Annotated in this window: 11 protein-coding genes and 1 tRNA gene; 6 read left to right on the top strand and 6 right to left on the bottom strand. The window is 41.6% G+C overall.

Annotated features, from left to right (window positions below; all coding sequences use genetic code 11):
• Positions 1-2: 2 nt before the first annotated feature.
• The gene (locus KTR07_RS17305; RefSeq protein WP_032840465.1) at positions 3-1220 is read right to left on the bottom strand and encodes an N-acetylmuramoyl-L-alanine amidase; all 1218 of its coding nucleotides are present in this window, start codon (positions 1218-1220) and stop codon (positions 3-5) included.
• An 80-nt stretch (positions 1221-1300) separates the two neighbouring features.
• On the opposite strand from KTR07_RS17305, the gene KTR07_RS17300 reads away from it, so the two are divergent.
• The 3 genes from KTR07_RS17300 (at position 1301) to KTR07_RS17290 (ending at position 5640) form a co-directional block, all read left to right on the top strand.
• A complete protein-coding gene (locus KTR07_RS17300) occupies positions 1301-2254 on the top strand; it encodes a bile acid:sodium symporter family protein (RefSeq protein WP_048697043.1) in 954 nt (317 codons plus the stop codon).
• A 253-nt stretch (positions 2255-2507) separates the two neighbouring features.
• Positions 2508-3611 carry a YhcG family protein gene (locus KTR07_RS17295; RefSeq protein WP_008759764.1) on the top strand — a complete coding sequence of 368 codons (1104 nt, stop codon included), beginning with the start codon at positions 2508-2510 and terminating at the stop codon, positions 3609-3611.
• A 670-nt stretch (positions 3612-4281) separates the two neighbouring features.
• Positions 4282-5640: a metallophosphoesterase family protein gene (locus KTR07_RS17290; RefSeq protein WP_048697046.1), complete on the top strand. Its 1359-nt coding sequence runs from the start codon at positions 4282-4284 to the stop codon at positions 5638-5640.
• Here the strand turns inward: KTR07_RS17290 and KTR07_RS17285 are convergent.
• Complete coding sequence (locus KTR07_RS17285) at positions 5629-6792, bottom strand: exo-beta-N-acetylmuramidase NamZ domain-containing protein (RefSeq protein WP_008759766.1); 1164 nt, start codon at positions 6790-6792, stop codon at positions 5629-5631. The two genes, KTR07_RS17290 and KTR07_RS17285, sit on opposite strands and share 12 nt — an antisense overlap.
• A 75-nt stretch (positions 6793-6867) precedes the next feature.
• Between KTR07_RS17285 and KTR07_RS17280 the strand changes: the two genes are divergently transcribed.
• Both KTR07_RS17280 and KTR07_RS17275 read left to right on the top strand, forming a co-directional pair.
• Positions 6868-7404 carry an HD domain-containing protein gene (locus KTR07_RS17280; protein ID WP_011108149.1) on the top strand — a complete coding sequence of 179 codons (537 nt, stop codon included), beginning with the start codon at positions 6868-6870 and terminating at the stop codon, positions 7402-7404.
• A 90-nt stretch (positions 7405-7494) separates the two neighbouring features.
• Complete coding sequence (locus KTR07_RS17275) at positions 7495-10203, top strand: putative LPS assembly protein LptD (RefSeq protein WP_117981368.1); 2709 nt, start codon at positions 7495-7497, stop codon at positions 10201-10203.
• Here KTR07_RS17275 and KTR07_RS17270 read toward each other — a convergent pair.
• The 4 genes from KTR07_RS17270 to asnA form a co-directional block, all read right to left on the bottom strand.
• The gene (locus KTR07_RS17270; protein WP_161800193.1) at positions 10200-10709 is read right to left on the bottom strand and encodes a Crp/Fnr family transcriptional regulator; all 510 of its coding nucleotides are present in this window, start codon (positions 10707-10709) and stop codon (positions 10200-10202) included. The genes KTR07_RS17275 and KTR07_RS17270 overlap by 4 nt on opposite strands.
• Positions 10710-11174: 465 nt before the next feature.
• Entirely contained in the window at positions 11175-11525 is a 351-nt protein-coding gene (locus KTR07_RS17265; RefSeq protein WP_011108146.1) for a hypothetical protein, read from the bottom strand.
• Between the two features lie 431 nt (positions 11526-11956).
• A complete protein-coding gene (gene ung / locus KTR07_RS17260) occupies positions 11957-12619 on the bottom strand; it encodes a uracil-DNA glycosylase (protein WP_008759768.1) in 663 nt (220 codons plus the stop codon).
• A gap of 5 nt (positions 12620-12624) precedes the next feature.
• Positions 12625-13662, bottom strand: a complete 1038-nt coding sequence (asnA, locus tag KTR07_RS17255; protein ID WP_011108145.1) for an aspartate--ammonia ligase — start codon at positions 13660-13662, stop codon at positions 12625-12627.
• 219 nt (positions 13663-13881) lie between these two features.
• Here asnA and KTR07_RS17250 point away from each other — a divergent pair.
• Positions 13882-13954, top strand: a tRNA-Arg gene (locus KTR07_RS17250).
• Position 13955: the final 1 nt, after the last annotated feature.

Here is a 13955-nt window from a genome sequence, read left to right as displayed (position 1 = left end):
TTCTATTTATTTCTTCTTTTTTTAAATTCGGCTATCGCTTCGTTGACATTCATCTTTTCGCCGTTTCGGAAGGCGATGATGAATGCGTCTTTGAATTGTGCCGAGATGGTACGCTTGGTGCGTAATACTTTATTGTAATCACTGGAAGCGCCATACGTATATTTGTACAGTCCTTTTTCTTTGTAATAATCCACATCCTTCAGTCCTTTCAGTCGTTTGTCATTCTTAGTAAGAGGCTTTGAGGAGGTGAGTATCTGTATCTTAAACGTTATTTCGCTGTCATTGGTTGCGCTTTCTGAGACAATAGGTCGTTTGGGAGCTGTTTTTGTGGCGGTGGCGGGTGTTGTACTTGCTTCGGCCATCAGTTCCCTTTGTTCCGGAGCGCTTGTTGCCGGTTCTTCGGTTGGGATAATTGTTTTGCTGGCTCCGGTCAGGCGTATCTCCTGTTCTCTTTTGTAGTTTAAGAATGCGTGGTAGATGCCTTTGGCCATTGTGTTGGCTCCGGCTTCCGAGTTGAGATAGCGTTCTTCTTCCGGAGTTGAGATGAAGCCCAATTCTACCAGGATACTTGGCATGGCGCTTGCTTTCAGCACCAGGAATCCGGCTTGATGCACTCCGCGGTCTACCCGTTTGCAGGTATGGCGGAATTGCTTCTGTACAAGTGATGCCAGATGTACGCTTTGTTCCATGTATTTATCCTGCATAAATTCGAAGATAATGTAGGATTCCGCCGAGTTCGGGTTGAAGCCGGCGTATCTGGTCTGATAGTCGCTTTCATAGAGGATTACCGAGTTCTCTCGTTTGGCTACTTCCAGATTGGCATCGGATTTGGCCAGACCCAGTGTCCATGTAGAAGCTCCTTTGGCGGTGCGGTTTTTTGCCAGAGCGTTGGTGTGGACAGAGATAAAGAGATCGGCTTTTGCGTTATTGGCTATTTCTGCCCGTCGGTCCAGGGGGATAAAGACATCCCTGCTGCGGGTATAGATCACTTTGACGTCATCGCAGTTTTTTTTGATCAGGTTTCCCAGTTTCAGTGCGACGTTCAGATTGATGTTTTTCTCTTTGGATATTTTCCCGATGGCACCAGGGTCGTGACCGCCATGTCCGGCATCGATGACTACTACGAAATCTTTCCCCCATAAATTGCCGATACATAGGGGAGAAGCAAGTAGCCAGAGGCAGATTGATATATATAATATGTAGGTTCTATGCGGTTTCATATTTAAATACGGTGCAAATGTAGTAGAATTTTGCAGAAAACTCATGATTTACACTTAAGTTTTGTGTTTTTTTCGGTTTAATGGTAGCTTTTCTCCCGAAATCTCTGTTACTTTGCATCTCCAAGAAAAAATATACGACGATGCTTAAGTTTTTGAAGAATTGGACGTTGCCTATTGCGATGCTGGTAGGTGCTGTCGGTTATCCGATATTTATCTACTTTTCTTTTCTGACTCCCTATCTTATCTTTACGATGTTACTGTTGACTTTCTGTAAGGTATCACCGCATGATTTGAAGCCTAAACCGTTGCACGCATGGTTGTTGCTGATTCAGATCGGGGGTGCTTTCCTTGCTTATTTATTGCTTTACCGTTTCAATAAGATTGTAGCGGAGGGGGTGATGGTATGTATTATTTGTCCTACGGCTACGGCTGCTGCGGTGATTACTTCCAAGTTGGGAGGGAGTGCGGCAAGTCTGACTACTTATACATTGTTGGGTAATATCGGTGCTGCTATTGCGGTGCCTATTCTCTTCCCTTTGATAGAGGTAAATCCGGATGTAAGTTTTTGGGGAGCATTTTGGGTTATTTTGAGTAAGGTGTTCCCCTTGTTGATCTGCCCTTTCCTTGCAGCATGGCTGTTGAGTAAATTCCTGCCGAAAGTGCATCAGAAGTTACTGGGATATCATGAACTCGCCTTTTATTTGTGGGCGGTCTCTTTGGCTATTGTGACGGCTCAGACCCTGTATTCGTTACTAAACGATCCTGCGGATGGTTTCACGGAAATAATGATTGCGGTCGGTGCCTTGATTGCCTGTTGCTTGCAGTTCTTTTTGGGAAAGACTATCGGCTCGGTCTATAATGACCGCATCAGTGGCGGGCAGGCACTGGGGCAGAAGAATACGATTCTTGCTATCTGGATGGCGCATACTTATCTGAACCCGTTATCGTCTGTTGCTCCCGGTTCGTATGTCCTGTGGCAGAACATCATCAATAGCTGGCAGTTGTGGAAGAAGAGAAAGAAAGAGATAAAATAGTGAATATAAGATATTGATATTTAGTTATTTGTTGTTTGTATCTCTCTTTTCCTTTGTTTTTCCTATTTTCCTACTTATATAGAGGAGCGTATAGATAGCTATCATTATGGTTCAACAGAATATGATTCGGCTGTAGGAGCATTGTTCCTTCCATGAACAGCAAAATATGTATGCTGGCGAAAAGAGAAAAACACCTTTGTTTTCTTTTCGCCAGCATTATTTTTGTACTTTTGTCGCATATAACAAAACGCAAATGGATATAAATCAGAATTATAGAGAAGCGGTAAAGACCATAAAAGAAGCTATTCTGCGCAGCCAGTACCGTGCAGCCACATCGGTGAACAAAGAACAGCTATCTCTTTATTACGGCATCGGACGTTACGTGTCGAAAAATTCCCGTATAGGCTTTTGGGGTAAAGGAGCAATAGAGCAAATATCTTCTCTGTTGCAAAAAGAATTGCCGGGGCTAAGGGGATTTTCAACTTCGAATATAAAGAATATGCGAGTTTTCTATGAAGAATGGGAACCTGTTCTAAATCGCCAGCCACTGGCTGGCGATTTGGTATTAGATGAAAAATTGCTGTTGAGCGTAATTCGCCAGCCACTGGCTGATGAATTTAACTGGTCAGACTTCTTTTCAATCGGCTTTAGTCATCATATCGAAATAATATCCAAAGCTAAAACTTTGGAAGCAAGGCTATTTTATATACATGAGTGCGCTATTCGCTATTGGAGTAAATACACTTTAAGGGATTACTTAAAAGCAGACCTGTACAGCCACCGGGGAACTTTGCCTAACAATTTCGCACAAACATTGCCTGATACTAAGCAAGCGCTAAAAGCTGTTTGTTCATTCAAAGATGAATACTTGCTTGATTTCATCAATGTGGAGGAACTGGATGAGCAGGAAGAGGATTTAGACGAAAAGATAGTAGAAAAGTCGATTGTTGCCAACGTGAAGAAGTTTATTATGACTTTTGGGCAGGATTTCAGTTTTATAGGCAATCAATATCGTGTTGAAGTGGCTGGAGAGGAAATGTTCATTGATTTGTTGTTTTTCAATCGGGAACTTAATTCTTTAGTGGCGGTTGAATTGAAGTCCGGGAAATTCCGCAGTTCGTATTTAGGACAACTGAATACTTATCTTTCCGCTTTGGATTCATATGTGAGAAAACCGCACGAGAATCCCTCTATCGGAATAATACTTTGCAGAGAAATGAATCAAACTTTTGTAGAATTTGCAGTTCGTGATTATAACAAGCCGATGGGAGTCGCTACTTACCGTACATCCAAAGATATGCCGGAACGACTTCGTAACGCCTTGCCTGACATTGAGGAACTGAGAAAGTTATTGTAGAGCGAAAGCCTATCTCTTTTTTGGCAGGTAATTTCCCTTTGTTGCCTTTGTACACGAAGCCCACCACTAAGCGATTTTCTTCGTTTTTTTGTTACCTGCTATTAGTAATAGGTGGATTTATTTGCTGATAATCAGATTTGTATGGTGATGTGTTAATATGTGGCAAAATATTATTAATAGCTGGCAATTGTGGAAGAAGAGAAAAACAAGAGACTGAAGCTACCTTACTGCTGATAGTTTCCTATTGTAGAAATTGTTTTTTGCTTGATGAAACTTTAGTTTCATCGTCTTGAAACTGGAGTTTCCTCTGCTTGAAACTTTGGTTTCTTCAGCTTGGAACTATAGTTTCATCGCATGGAAACCAACTAGACTAAGCTATTCTTTGATTTATCATTCCAAGGAGCAATATATGATAGTAGCAGGATATGACAGCAAAGCGTGACGGCATTGTGACAACAAAATGTGCTGTCACAATGCTGTCACGCCCTGCTGTCACCTCTTTATTAGCTTATAATCAGTGTGTTATTTAGCTTTTGGTGACAGATGACAGCAATTTTAGATATTTAAATTCTCATGTAGAGGTGAATTTGTTAAAGGTTAAAAAAGGACATAATTTCCGATTTATGGGACACTATATTTATCTTTGCTACCAGTTTTTAAAATCGGAAAAATGAAGATTACGAAGAAGAAAATAGCTTGGGGCATCGTTCTCCTGATATTGATTGTCGGTGGTGTCATTTGTAAGATACGCTGGAAAGTCTGGTTCCACAATATCCCTGAAATACGCTATGTGCTGACGGAAGACCCGCAACGGGTATTTCTGACATTCGGAAATGACGGCGAACTGTCCCGTAATGTGAGCTGGGTGTGCGGAGGCGTTTCCAAGCAGGCAAAGCTGGAATATACAAAGATCGGTTCCGGAGATACTCTTCTCGTTGACGGCTCTTCCAAATTTCTCCGTACACTGGGCGGGTTCGGTTATGCCAACTGGGCAAAATTTAAAGAACTCTCTTATGGCGATTCCTACTCTTATCGGGTATGGAATGACGATCGCTCATCCGATTGGTATTCGTTCACGATGCAACCCGATTCGACTGATCATTTCTCCTTTGTATTTATAGGTGACGTGCAGGATACTTTGCGTGGAAAGACACGTGGCTTTATGGAAAATGTGCGCCATCGCTATCCGCAGGCGGACTTCTATATGTTTGCCGGTGACTTTGCAGAGCGTCCGATGAACTGTTACTGGGATGAAGCCTATCAGAGCGTGGATTCCATAGCTCCCACCAAACCGATATTGGTTTCTCCGGGAAATCATGAATATGTAAAAGGACTGGTACGTGTTTTGGAGAAACGATTTGCTTATGTCTTTTCTTATCTGCTCGAATCGAGGTATAAAAATAATAATGTATATTCTATTGATTACAACGATGCCACTATCATCACGCTGGATAGTAACCGTGATCCTTGGTTCCTCTTCTCTCAACGGGAATGGCTGGAGAAAACGCTGAAGGCTTCGAAAAAGAAATGGAAGATCGTCATGCTCCATCACCCGGTATATTCTATAAAAGGTAAGACGAACAACCTTGCCGTGCGCTGGATGTTCGACGGACTGTTCCGTGAATATGGAGTAGACTTAGTGCTTCAGGGACATGAGCATAACTATGCCCGTATGACTAATAAGAACGATGAGGGCGAAATGACCACCCCGTTGTATCTGGTAAGCCACGCTTCCCCGAAGAGTTACCGTCTATCTTTCAATGATAAGTATGATCGTTTCGGGACGAACCACCGTTTCTACCAGCATATCGACGTGACGGGAGACACGCTCCGGATGCAAGCTTATCTGGAGAATGACTCACTGTACGATGATGTCCGTATTGTGAAGAACGCTTCCGGCACTCAAATCATTGACAATGCAAAAGACATTCCGGAGATACTTGAAATGCCTGCAAGGTTGAGTGGAAAGAAAGCCGAAGAGTTCGAACGGAATGCTGAGAAGTGGAGGAACCGTTCCTTAGTAAAGTAAATACTTCTGTCTCATATCACGGTAGGTCTGCAACTCCTTTTGCCAGCTGTCACGGATTTCCTCTTCCGATTCTCCTTTAAGGATCGCTTTGCGTACCGAATCCGTTCCCATCAGTAAGTCAAACCATCGGGGACGGGAGAAGAATGCTGCGCCTTCGCCGGATAAACGGTAGAAACGCAGAAAGTAACGGAGCGTGAAACCGTTTACGTCTGTTACGTTCCGTAAATCTTCGCCATAACAAGTGACTCCTTTGTGCATCGGATTTTTGTCGAATCCCGGCAGGGAGCGCGGAGTGAAGGCAAAATCGCCATACTTTTTGTTAGGTGCGCCTAACACCTGAAAAGGAAAGGTCGTTCCGCGTCCCACACTGACACGTGTTGCTTCAAAAGGGCAAAGTGAGGCATAAAGGCGGATGGATTGTGCATTGGGCAAGTTGGGAGATGGTTTCACGGGAAGTACATAGGGCTGTCCGTGTTTCCACCCTTTTACGGGAATCACAGTCAGCGGACAAGTCTTTGCCTGGGTAGTCATCCATCCTTCTCCATTGATCATCTGCGCCAGCTCTCCGATAGTACAACCGTGAAGAACCGGCAAAGGCAGCATTCCGACAAAACTTTTATATCCGGCTTTTAATACAGGTCCCTCTACGTAATCGCATGGATTGGGGCGGTCCAGTATAATCATCTCTTTTTTGTTTTCCGCACAAGCTTCCATTACATAATACATCGTACTGATATATGTATAGAAACGTGCGCCCACATCCTGGATGTCGAACAAGATTACATCGATATCTTTCAGTTGGGCGGCAGTCGGTTTTTTATTATCTCCGTAGAGCGAGACGATGGTTACTCCCGTACGGCTGTCTTTTCCGTCTTTTACTGTTTCACCGGCATCCGCGTTGCCGCGGAAACCGTGTTCCGGTGCAAAGACTTTCACTATATCGATTTTTTGTTTTAATAAAGTATCCAGCAGATGAATTGGCTCTGTGCCGACGATGGAAGTGTGGTTTACCACCATTCCTACCCGCTTTCCTTTGATTAACGGCAGGTATTGATCCATACGCTCGGCACCCGTAATTACTTTTCCACTGGCGTATGTAGAACACAGTATTATGAACAGAGAGAAAAGAATGAGGGAACTTCTGGCTTGCATATCAGTAAATTTTTGTAATATTGCACAAAAATATCATTTATCAGTAAGGGAACAAGTAATAACTAGTGAAAAAGTATGAATCCAATAGAAATCATCGACAAATTTTATCCGCAGGATACGGAACAACGACACATTCTACTAATACATAGCCTTTCTGTAGCCCAAAAAGCTTTGAAGATTGTAGATGCACATCCTAACTTACCTATCAACCGCAGCTTTGTCAGAGAAGCCGCGCTTCTGCACGATATAGGAATCTTTATGACCGATGCTCCCACCATCCAATGTTTCGGAGAGCATCCCTACATCGCGCACGGCTATCTGGGTGCAGACCTTTTACGAAAAGAAGGTTTTGAACGCCATGCACTGGTTTGCGAACGTCACACCGGAGCCGGACTGACACTGGAAGAAATCATAGAACGCCAGCTTCCTGTTCCTCATCGTGAGATGGTGCCCGTCACTCTGGAAGAGCAAATAATCTGTTTTGCCGATAAATTCTTTTCTAAAACTCATCTTGACGAAGAAAAGACAGTAGAAAAAGCCCGGAAAAGCATTGCAAAATATGGTGAAGAAGGTCTAAACCGCTTTGATGGGTGGTGCTCTTTGTTTTTATAGCACTAAAAAATAATTAAATAACGGAGATTCTCACGCATTATTGATGAAGATTGTGTACTTTTGCCACTTCAAGCGTAAAACTATTAGTTAATGGCGCCATTGAGAGCAAAAATAATTATATCATTCATATTGCTGATTGTCTTGCTGATGCTTCCTGATGAGGCTACGTCTCAGCGTCGAAGAAGAGGGATGATTGCCTCCAACACTGCACAAACGGATTCCCTTAACAGGAAAGATTCGTTAGGGGCGGATACAGTTGTGGTACGCGTTGACTCTGTAGCACCGACAAAGAAACAACCGCTCGATGCACCGGTTATTTATGAATCTAACGACTCCACCACTTTTACATTGGGAGGTGCCGCTACGCTTTATGGTAGCGGCAAAGTCAACTATCAGAACATTGAGCTGGCAGCGGAAGTGATTTCCATGAATCTGGACAGTAGTACAGTACACGCCTATGGTATTAAAGACACGACGGGAACGATCAAAGGTAAACCTGTCTTTAAAGAAGGTGAAACTGCATACGATACAGAAACAATCAGCTATAACTTCAAGAGCAAAAAAGCGGGAATCACCGATATTATCACTCAACAGGGTGAAGGTTATGTGACCGGTAGCAGAGCCAAGAAAGGAGCAAATGATGAAATCTTTATGGAGCACGGTCGCTACACGACTTGTGATCATCATGACCATCCTCACTTCTATATGCAGTTGACAAGAGCCAAAGTGCGCCCCAAGAAGAATGTAGTGACAGGACCTGCCTATCTTGTGGTGGAAGATGTTCCCCTGCCGCTGGCTGTGCCGTTTTTCTTCTTCCCTTTCTCCAGCAGCTATTCTTCGGGTTTCATTATGCCGACGTATATGGATGATTCAAGCCGTGGTTTCGGTCTGGCGGAAGGCGGATATTACTTTGCTATGAGTGACATCATGGACTTGAAGCTGACAGGAGATATATTCACGAAAGGTTCATGGCGGCTTTCCGGATTGACCAATTATAATAAGAGGTACAAATACTCCGGTACATTGCAGGCGGATTATCAGGTGACCAAGACCGGAGACAAAGGAATGCCGGATTATACGGTTGCCAAAGACTTCAAGGTAGTGTGGAACCACCGTCAGGATGCCAAGGCAAGTCCGAACAGTACTTTCTCCGCCAGTGTGAACTTCTCTACCAGTAGTTACGAACGATCTAACATCAACAACCTTTATAACTCCCAGTTGTTGACTCAGAATACAAAGACATCAAGTATCAGTTACTCCCGTAGTTTCCCCGATATCGGTCTGACCTTGTCTGGAACGACCAATATTGCGCAGACCATGCGTGACTCATCCATTGCAGTAACGCTTCCTGACCTTAATATTACATTGAGCCGTCTGTTTCCCTTCAAGCGGAAGAAGGCTGCCGGAGCCGAGCGTTGGTATGAGAAGATTTCTGTCAGCTATACAGGACGTCTGACGAACAGTATCCGTACTAAAGACGACCGTCTGTTCAAGACCGGCATCAGCGGATGGGAAAATGCGATGAACCATAATATTCCTGTCAGTGCTACTTTTACACTGTTCAAGTATTTGCAGGTCAATCCTTCGGTGAATTATACGGAGCGTTGGTACACCCGCAAGATAAATCAGACGTATAATGAGGAAACAGGGCGTTTGGAACAGAATCTGAATGATACTATTAATGGCTTTTATCGTGTTTCCAACTATTCAGCCAGTTTGTCTTTAAGTACTAAACTGTATGGTATGTACAAACCTCTTTTCATGAAGAAGAAAGAGATACAGATTCGCCACGTTGTCACTCCGCAGGTTGGTATCAGTGGTGCTCCTGCATTTAGTAAATACTGGGAAGAGTATACGGATAATAACGGAAATACTCAGTATTATTCACCCTATACGGGACAGCCTTTTGGAGTCCCTTCACGTGAGGGTTCGAGAACGGTTAGTTTCTCGATTGCTAATAATCTGGAGATGAAATATTATGATGCTAAGAAGGATACATTAAAGAAAGTCAGCTTGATTGATGATTTGAGTGTGAATATGTCATATAATATGGCTGCAAAGGAAAAGCCATGGAGCCCCTTGAGTATGAATCTTCGACTGAAACTGACAAAGAATTATACTTTCAATATGAATGCATCATTTGCTACTTACGCTTATACGTTTGATAAAAGTGGTAATGTGGTCGAAGGTAATCGAACTGAATGGTCGTATGGACGTTTCGGACGTTTTCAGGGGTATGGTTCTTCTTTTAACTATACCTTTAATAACGATACCTGGAAAAAGTGGTTCGGTCCGAAGGAAGACGAGAAGGATAAAGACAAGAAGGAGTCAGAAGATGGAGACGGAGAAGATTCTGAAGGTACGGAAGATGGAACTACGACCAAGAAAGTAGAGAAGGCGCAAGCCGACCCGGATGGTTATCAAGTATTCAAGATGCCTTGGTCTTTAAGTTTCAGTTATTCATTTAATATTCGTGAAGATAGGACTAAGCCTATTAATCGCTATTCGATGAGATATCCGTTTACTTATACTCACAATATCAATATGAATGGTAATGTGAAGATTTCCAATAACTGGTCGCTTTCGTTCAATTCGGGTTACGATTTCCAAGCGAAGGAAATAACGCAGACTTCCTGTACGATTTCTCGTGATTTGCACTGCTTTAACTTGTCTGCCAGTCTTTCACCATTTGGACGTTGGAAATACTATAATGTTACGATTCGTGCTAATGCAAGTATTCTTCAAGACTTGAAATATGAGCAGAGAAGTCAGACGCAAAGTAATATTCAGTGGTATTAGGGTGTTATTAGTAAACGCTTTCTAATTCTGCATAAAGCTTGGGGAGTGATTCCTAAAAATGACGCAATGTATTTTAATGGGACCGTCAGAAATATGTTTTGATATTGTTTGCATAGTTTTATATATCGCTTTTCTGGTGGCATTCTTAATAGAGCCACTTCTAACTCTAAGTTTTCTTTTATAATATTTTGACAGTATATTCTCAAATTTGTTTCTTCTCCTATCTCTGCTAAAATTGTATTTGAGACAGATAAAATGGTACATTCAGATAGGCAGCTTAAATATTCTGTTGCTTCTGTAGCGGTTCCATATTGACACAGTAAATTGCCTGAGAGGGTGAATCGTAATGTTTGTTCTTCTGCTGTGTTACTATCTATTGTGTAATGTCTTATGGTCCCACATATAAGGATGCAAAATGAATCATTCAGTTGTCTGTTTTCAAGAATAGTTGATTTAGGGTGTTTTGTAAAAGTGAAGGCTTTATATGCTTTTTTTAGTTTGACCATGGAGGACGCTGGTATGTATGTGGATAGAGCTTTTATGTAATTTTCAATGTTGAAATCATTTTTACTATGCATATTATTCGTTTTATTATGAGTTATGGTAGGCTTTTTGTTATAAATGTAATGGAAAATGCTATGCGTTTAATATGTATTAGTAATAAAAAATGCAAATATAGAGGTGTTGATGAACTTAAGTTTATGAATGATGAATATTTATCTAAGAATATATTTATCATTTATATATAATCACTTAATTTTGTATTTTGTGATTTGAATTCAGATACGAAATAGATAAAAGTCTATTAAATACAGATTTTGGCGATGAAGAAATGAAAATGCATGTGTTTGATCAATATAGTATATATAATTTATTTAGGCAAGAGAGAGAAATAGACTAAGAAAAAGTATTTGTTTAAAAGAGTGTGCTCCGGACAACACACTCTCTCTGTAAGAAAAGTAATTGTTAACTTAACGCCTTCTAACTTCAAGGTAAACAGAAATATTACCTGTGATCCAATAATCAGCGAAACTCTTGTCTAAGCTCAACTTTTGACCATTATAGTAAAGATCAAAATACCTTGTGCCCAAGATAGCAGAGGCTTCATTCCAAACTTCCTGAATCTTTGTGTTTTCAGATAAATTGGGTACGTAAATGGGATAAATGGCACCATTATCATTAATGAACATGTTGACAAATCTGGGAGTTGCAGATTCTGATGTAGTGTTGATATCTACATCTTCAGATACTGTTTGTGCATACATTGGCAATGAGCAGAATAATGCAAATGCCAAACCGAAAAATAAATTTGTTCGTTTCATTTTACTTTTGGTTTAAAGGTTGATAATTTTTTGTCTCATGAGTACAAAGCAAAGGTAGAATTATTTATGGAAAAAGAACTGAACTTAAATTAATGATTTTCAATTCTATAGAATTTATGAACAATAGTTCATTGTATATTTTGTAGTAGTGAAATAAATACTGATAATATTATATGGTGTTTGGATTTAATCTTGTTTTATAGGATTGATCTATTGGCTAGCTTTATGTATGAGAAATATTTTTTTAAGATTAAATAGACTTAGTGTTGTGTAAGGTAAGCTAATGCGGATATTTAAGAATAGAAAAGTGTAGACAGATATATAACAATATCTAGCAATAATAAGATGAATGGAGAGTTGAGAGTTACTATGCAGCGTCATCATTTATTGTGCAGCCGACTCTCAACTTTCCATTTTCAATTCTCAACTTCTTACCATATTATTTCCGTTTCTCCGTTTGCTTTCAGATAATCGTTTGCACGGCTGAAGTGTTTGTTTCCGAAGAAACCATTGTAGGCAGAAAGGGGAGAGGGATGGGCAGAGCTAAGTACCAGATGCTTGTTGCGGTCGATGAAAGCTCCTTTTCGTTGAGCATAAGCTCCCCACAGGATAAATACAAGATGTTCCCGTTCTTCTGCCAGTGCGCGGATAGCGGCATCTGTAAAAGCTTCCCATCCACGATTCTGATGAGAGCCTGCCTGATGAGCGCGTACAGTCAGAGTGGCGTTGAGCAATAATACTCCTTGCTCAGCCCAGCGAGTCAGGTTTCCGGTAGTAGGAGCGTCTGTACCTATGTCTGCCTTTATTTCTTTAAAGATGTTGACCAAAGAAGGAGGGAAAGGTACTCCGTCGTTTACAGAGAAACAGAGCCCGTGTGCCTGGCCCGGTCCGTGGTACGGGTCTTGTCCGATGATTACTACCTTCACCTTGTCGAAAGGACAGAGGTTGAAGGCGTTGAAAATAAGTTTTCCCGGAGGGAAAATCTGATACTGGCTGTATTCACTTTTTACGAATTCCGTCAGTGTGCGAAAGTAATCTTTTTCAAATTCCGGCTGTAAGTGTGTTTTCCAGCTTTCTTCTATTTGTACGTTCATAGCAATTATATAAGGTGTATATCAAGTTCCTCACATTCTTTGCGCATATCTTCCGGCCAGATGCTGGCTTGTATTTCTCCGATATGAGCTTTGCGAAGGTAGAACATACACAAACGGGATTGACCGATACCGCCACCGATAGATAGTGGAAGTGTGTCGTCCATTAATCGTTTGTGGAAATAAAGTTTCAGTCTCTCTTCTTCGTTTTCTTCTTTGAGCTGGCGTTGTAGCGCTTCTCTGTCTACACGAACACCCATAGAGGATAGTTCGATGGAGCGTTGCAGTACATCATCCCAAAGTAAAAGGTCACCGTTCAGTCCGGGCAGGTTGTTCAGGCCGGTGGATGTGTAGTCATCATAGTCCGGTGCACGTCCGTCATGTTTTTTGCCGTCGCTTAGCTTGCAACCGATACCGATGATAAATACGGCACCGTATTTTTGGCAGATGGCATGCTCGCGGCATTTGGGTTCCAGGTTCGGATAGAGTTGGCGTAGTTCTTCCGAATGGATAAAATGTAATTTCTGGGGCAGACAAGGTTTGATCTGCGGATACATTTCATATACCATGTATTCTGTACGGATCATGGCAGCGTAGATACGATTTACGATCTCTTTCAGGAATTCTACGTTTCTGTCCTCGTTGGTGATGACACGTTCCCAGTCCCATTGGTCTACATAGAGCGAATGGAGGTTTCCGAGTTCTTCATCAGAACGGATGGCGTTCATGTCGGTATAGATACCGTATCCCGGTTCGATATTGTAATCGGCGAGAGTTAATCTTTTCCATTTGGCTAATGAATGAACGACTTCTGCTTGTGCGTCACCTAAATCCTTGATAGGGAATGAAACGGGACGTTCTATACCATTCAAATCGTCATTGATACCCATCCCTTTCAATACGAAAAGAGGGGCTGTCACGCGTCTGAGGCGTAATTCGGATGACAAGTTTAACTGGAAGAACTCTTTTATTTGTTTGATTCCCAACTCTGTTTGTTTTAAGTCGAGTAACGGTTTATAGTTCTTTGGTTTTATCAAGTAACTCATAGGATTGTTGATTGTTAATTGTCGGCAAAGATAGGAATAATATTGATATCTGTATTGGATAATCTCTAAAAGATTGTCAAATTGATAAAGTATATGCTCTAAAGCATTTCAAAATAACAGAATGTTAAGGGGCGATACTGACTTAAGAACTATAAAAAAAGATGAATCATTAGGAAGATGAGAAGATTTTTTATACTTTTGTCATCGCATTTAGGAAATGGCCCCGTAGCTTAGTGAATAGAGCGTCAGATTCCGGTTCTGAAGGTCGTGCGTTTGAATCGCACCGGGGTCAC

Source organism: Bacteroides sp. MSK.20.82, from assembly GCF_019052485.1.
In the GTDB taxonomy this organism is placed as follows: domain Bacteria; phylum Bacteroidota; class Bacteroidia; order Bacteroidales; family Bacteroidaceae; genus Bacteroides; species Bacteroides thetaiotaomicron.
This window is presented reverse-complemented; position numbering and strand designations above follow the sequence as displayed.

Excerpts from the sequence above, each read along its gene's own strand:
- KTR07_RS17305 (WP_032840465.1), bottom strand. The coding sequence starts at position 1,220 with ATGAAACCGCATAGAACCTACATATTATATATATCAATCTGCCTCTGG.
- KTR07_RS17300 (WP_048697043.1), top strand. The coding sequence starts at position 1,301 with ATGGTAGCTTTTCTCCCGAAATCTCTGTTACTTTGCATCTCCAAGAAA.
- KTR07_RS17295 (WP_008759764.1), top strand. The coding sequence starts at position 2,508 with ATGGATATAAATCAGAATTATAGAGAAGCGGTAAAGACCATAAAAGAA.
- KTR07_RS17290 (WP_048697046.1), top strand. The coding sequence starts at position 4,282 with ATGAAGATTACGAAGAAGAAAATAGCTTGGGGCATCGTTCTCCTGATA.
- KTR07_RS17285 (WP_008759766.1), bottom strand. The coding sequence starts at position 6,792 with ATGCAAGCCAGAAGTTCCCTCATTCTTTTCTCTCTGTTCATAATACTG.
- KTR07_RS17280 (WP_011108149.1), top strand. The coding sequence starts at position 6,868 with ATGAATCCAATAGAAATCATCGACAAATTTTATCCGCAGGATACGGAA.
- KTR07_RS17275 (WP_117981368.1), top strand. The coding sequence starts at position 7,495 with ATGGCGCCATTGAGAGCAAAAATAATTATATCATTCATATTGCTGATT.
- KTR07_RS17270 (WP_161800193.1), bottom strand. The coding sequence starts at position 10,709 with ATGGTCAAACTAAAAAAAGCATATAAAGCCTTCACTTTTACAAAACAC.
- KTR07_RS17265 (WP_011108146.1), bottom strand. The coding sequence starts at position 11,525 with ATGAAACGAACAAATTTATTTTTCGGTTTGGCATTTGCATTATTCTGC.
- ung (WP_008759768.1), bottom strand. The coding sequence starts at position 12,619 with ATGAACGTACAAATAGAAGAAAGCTGGAAAACACACTTACAGCCGGAA.
- asnA (WP_011108145.1), bottom strand. The coding sequence starts at position 13,662 with ATGAGTTACTTGATAAAACCAAAGAACTATAAACCGTTACTCGACTTA.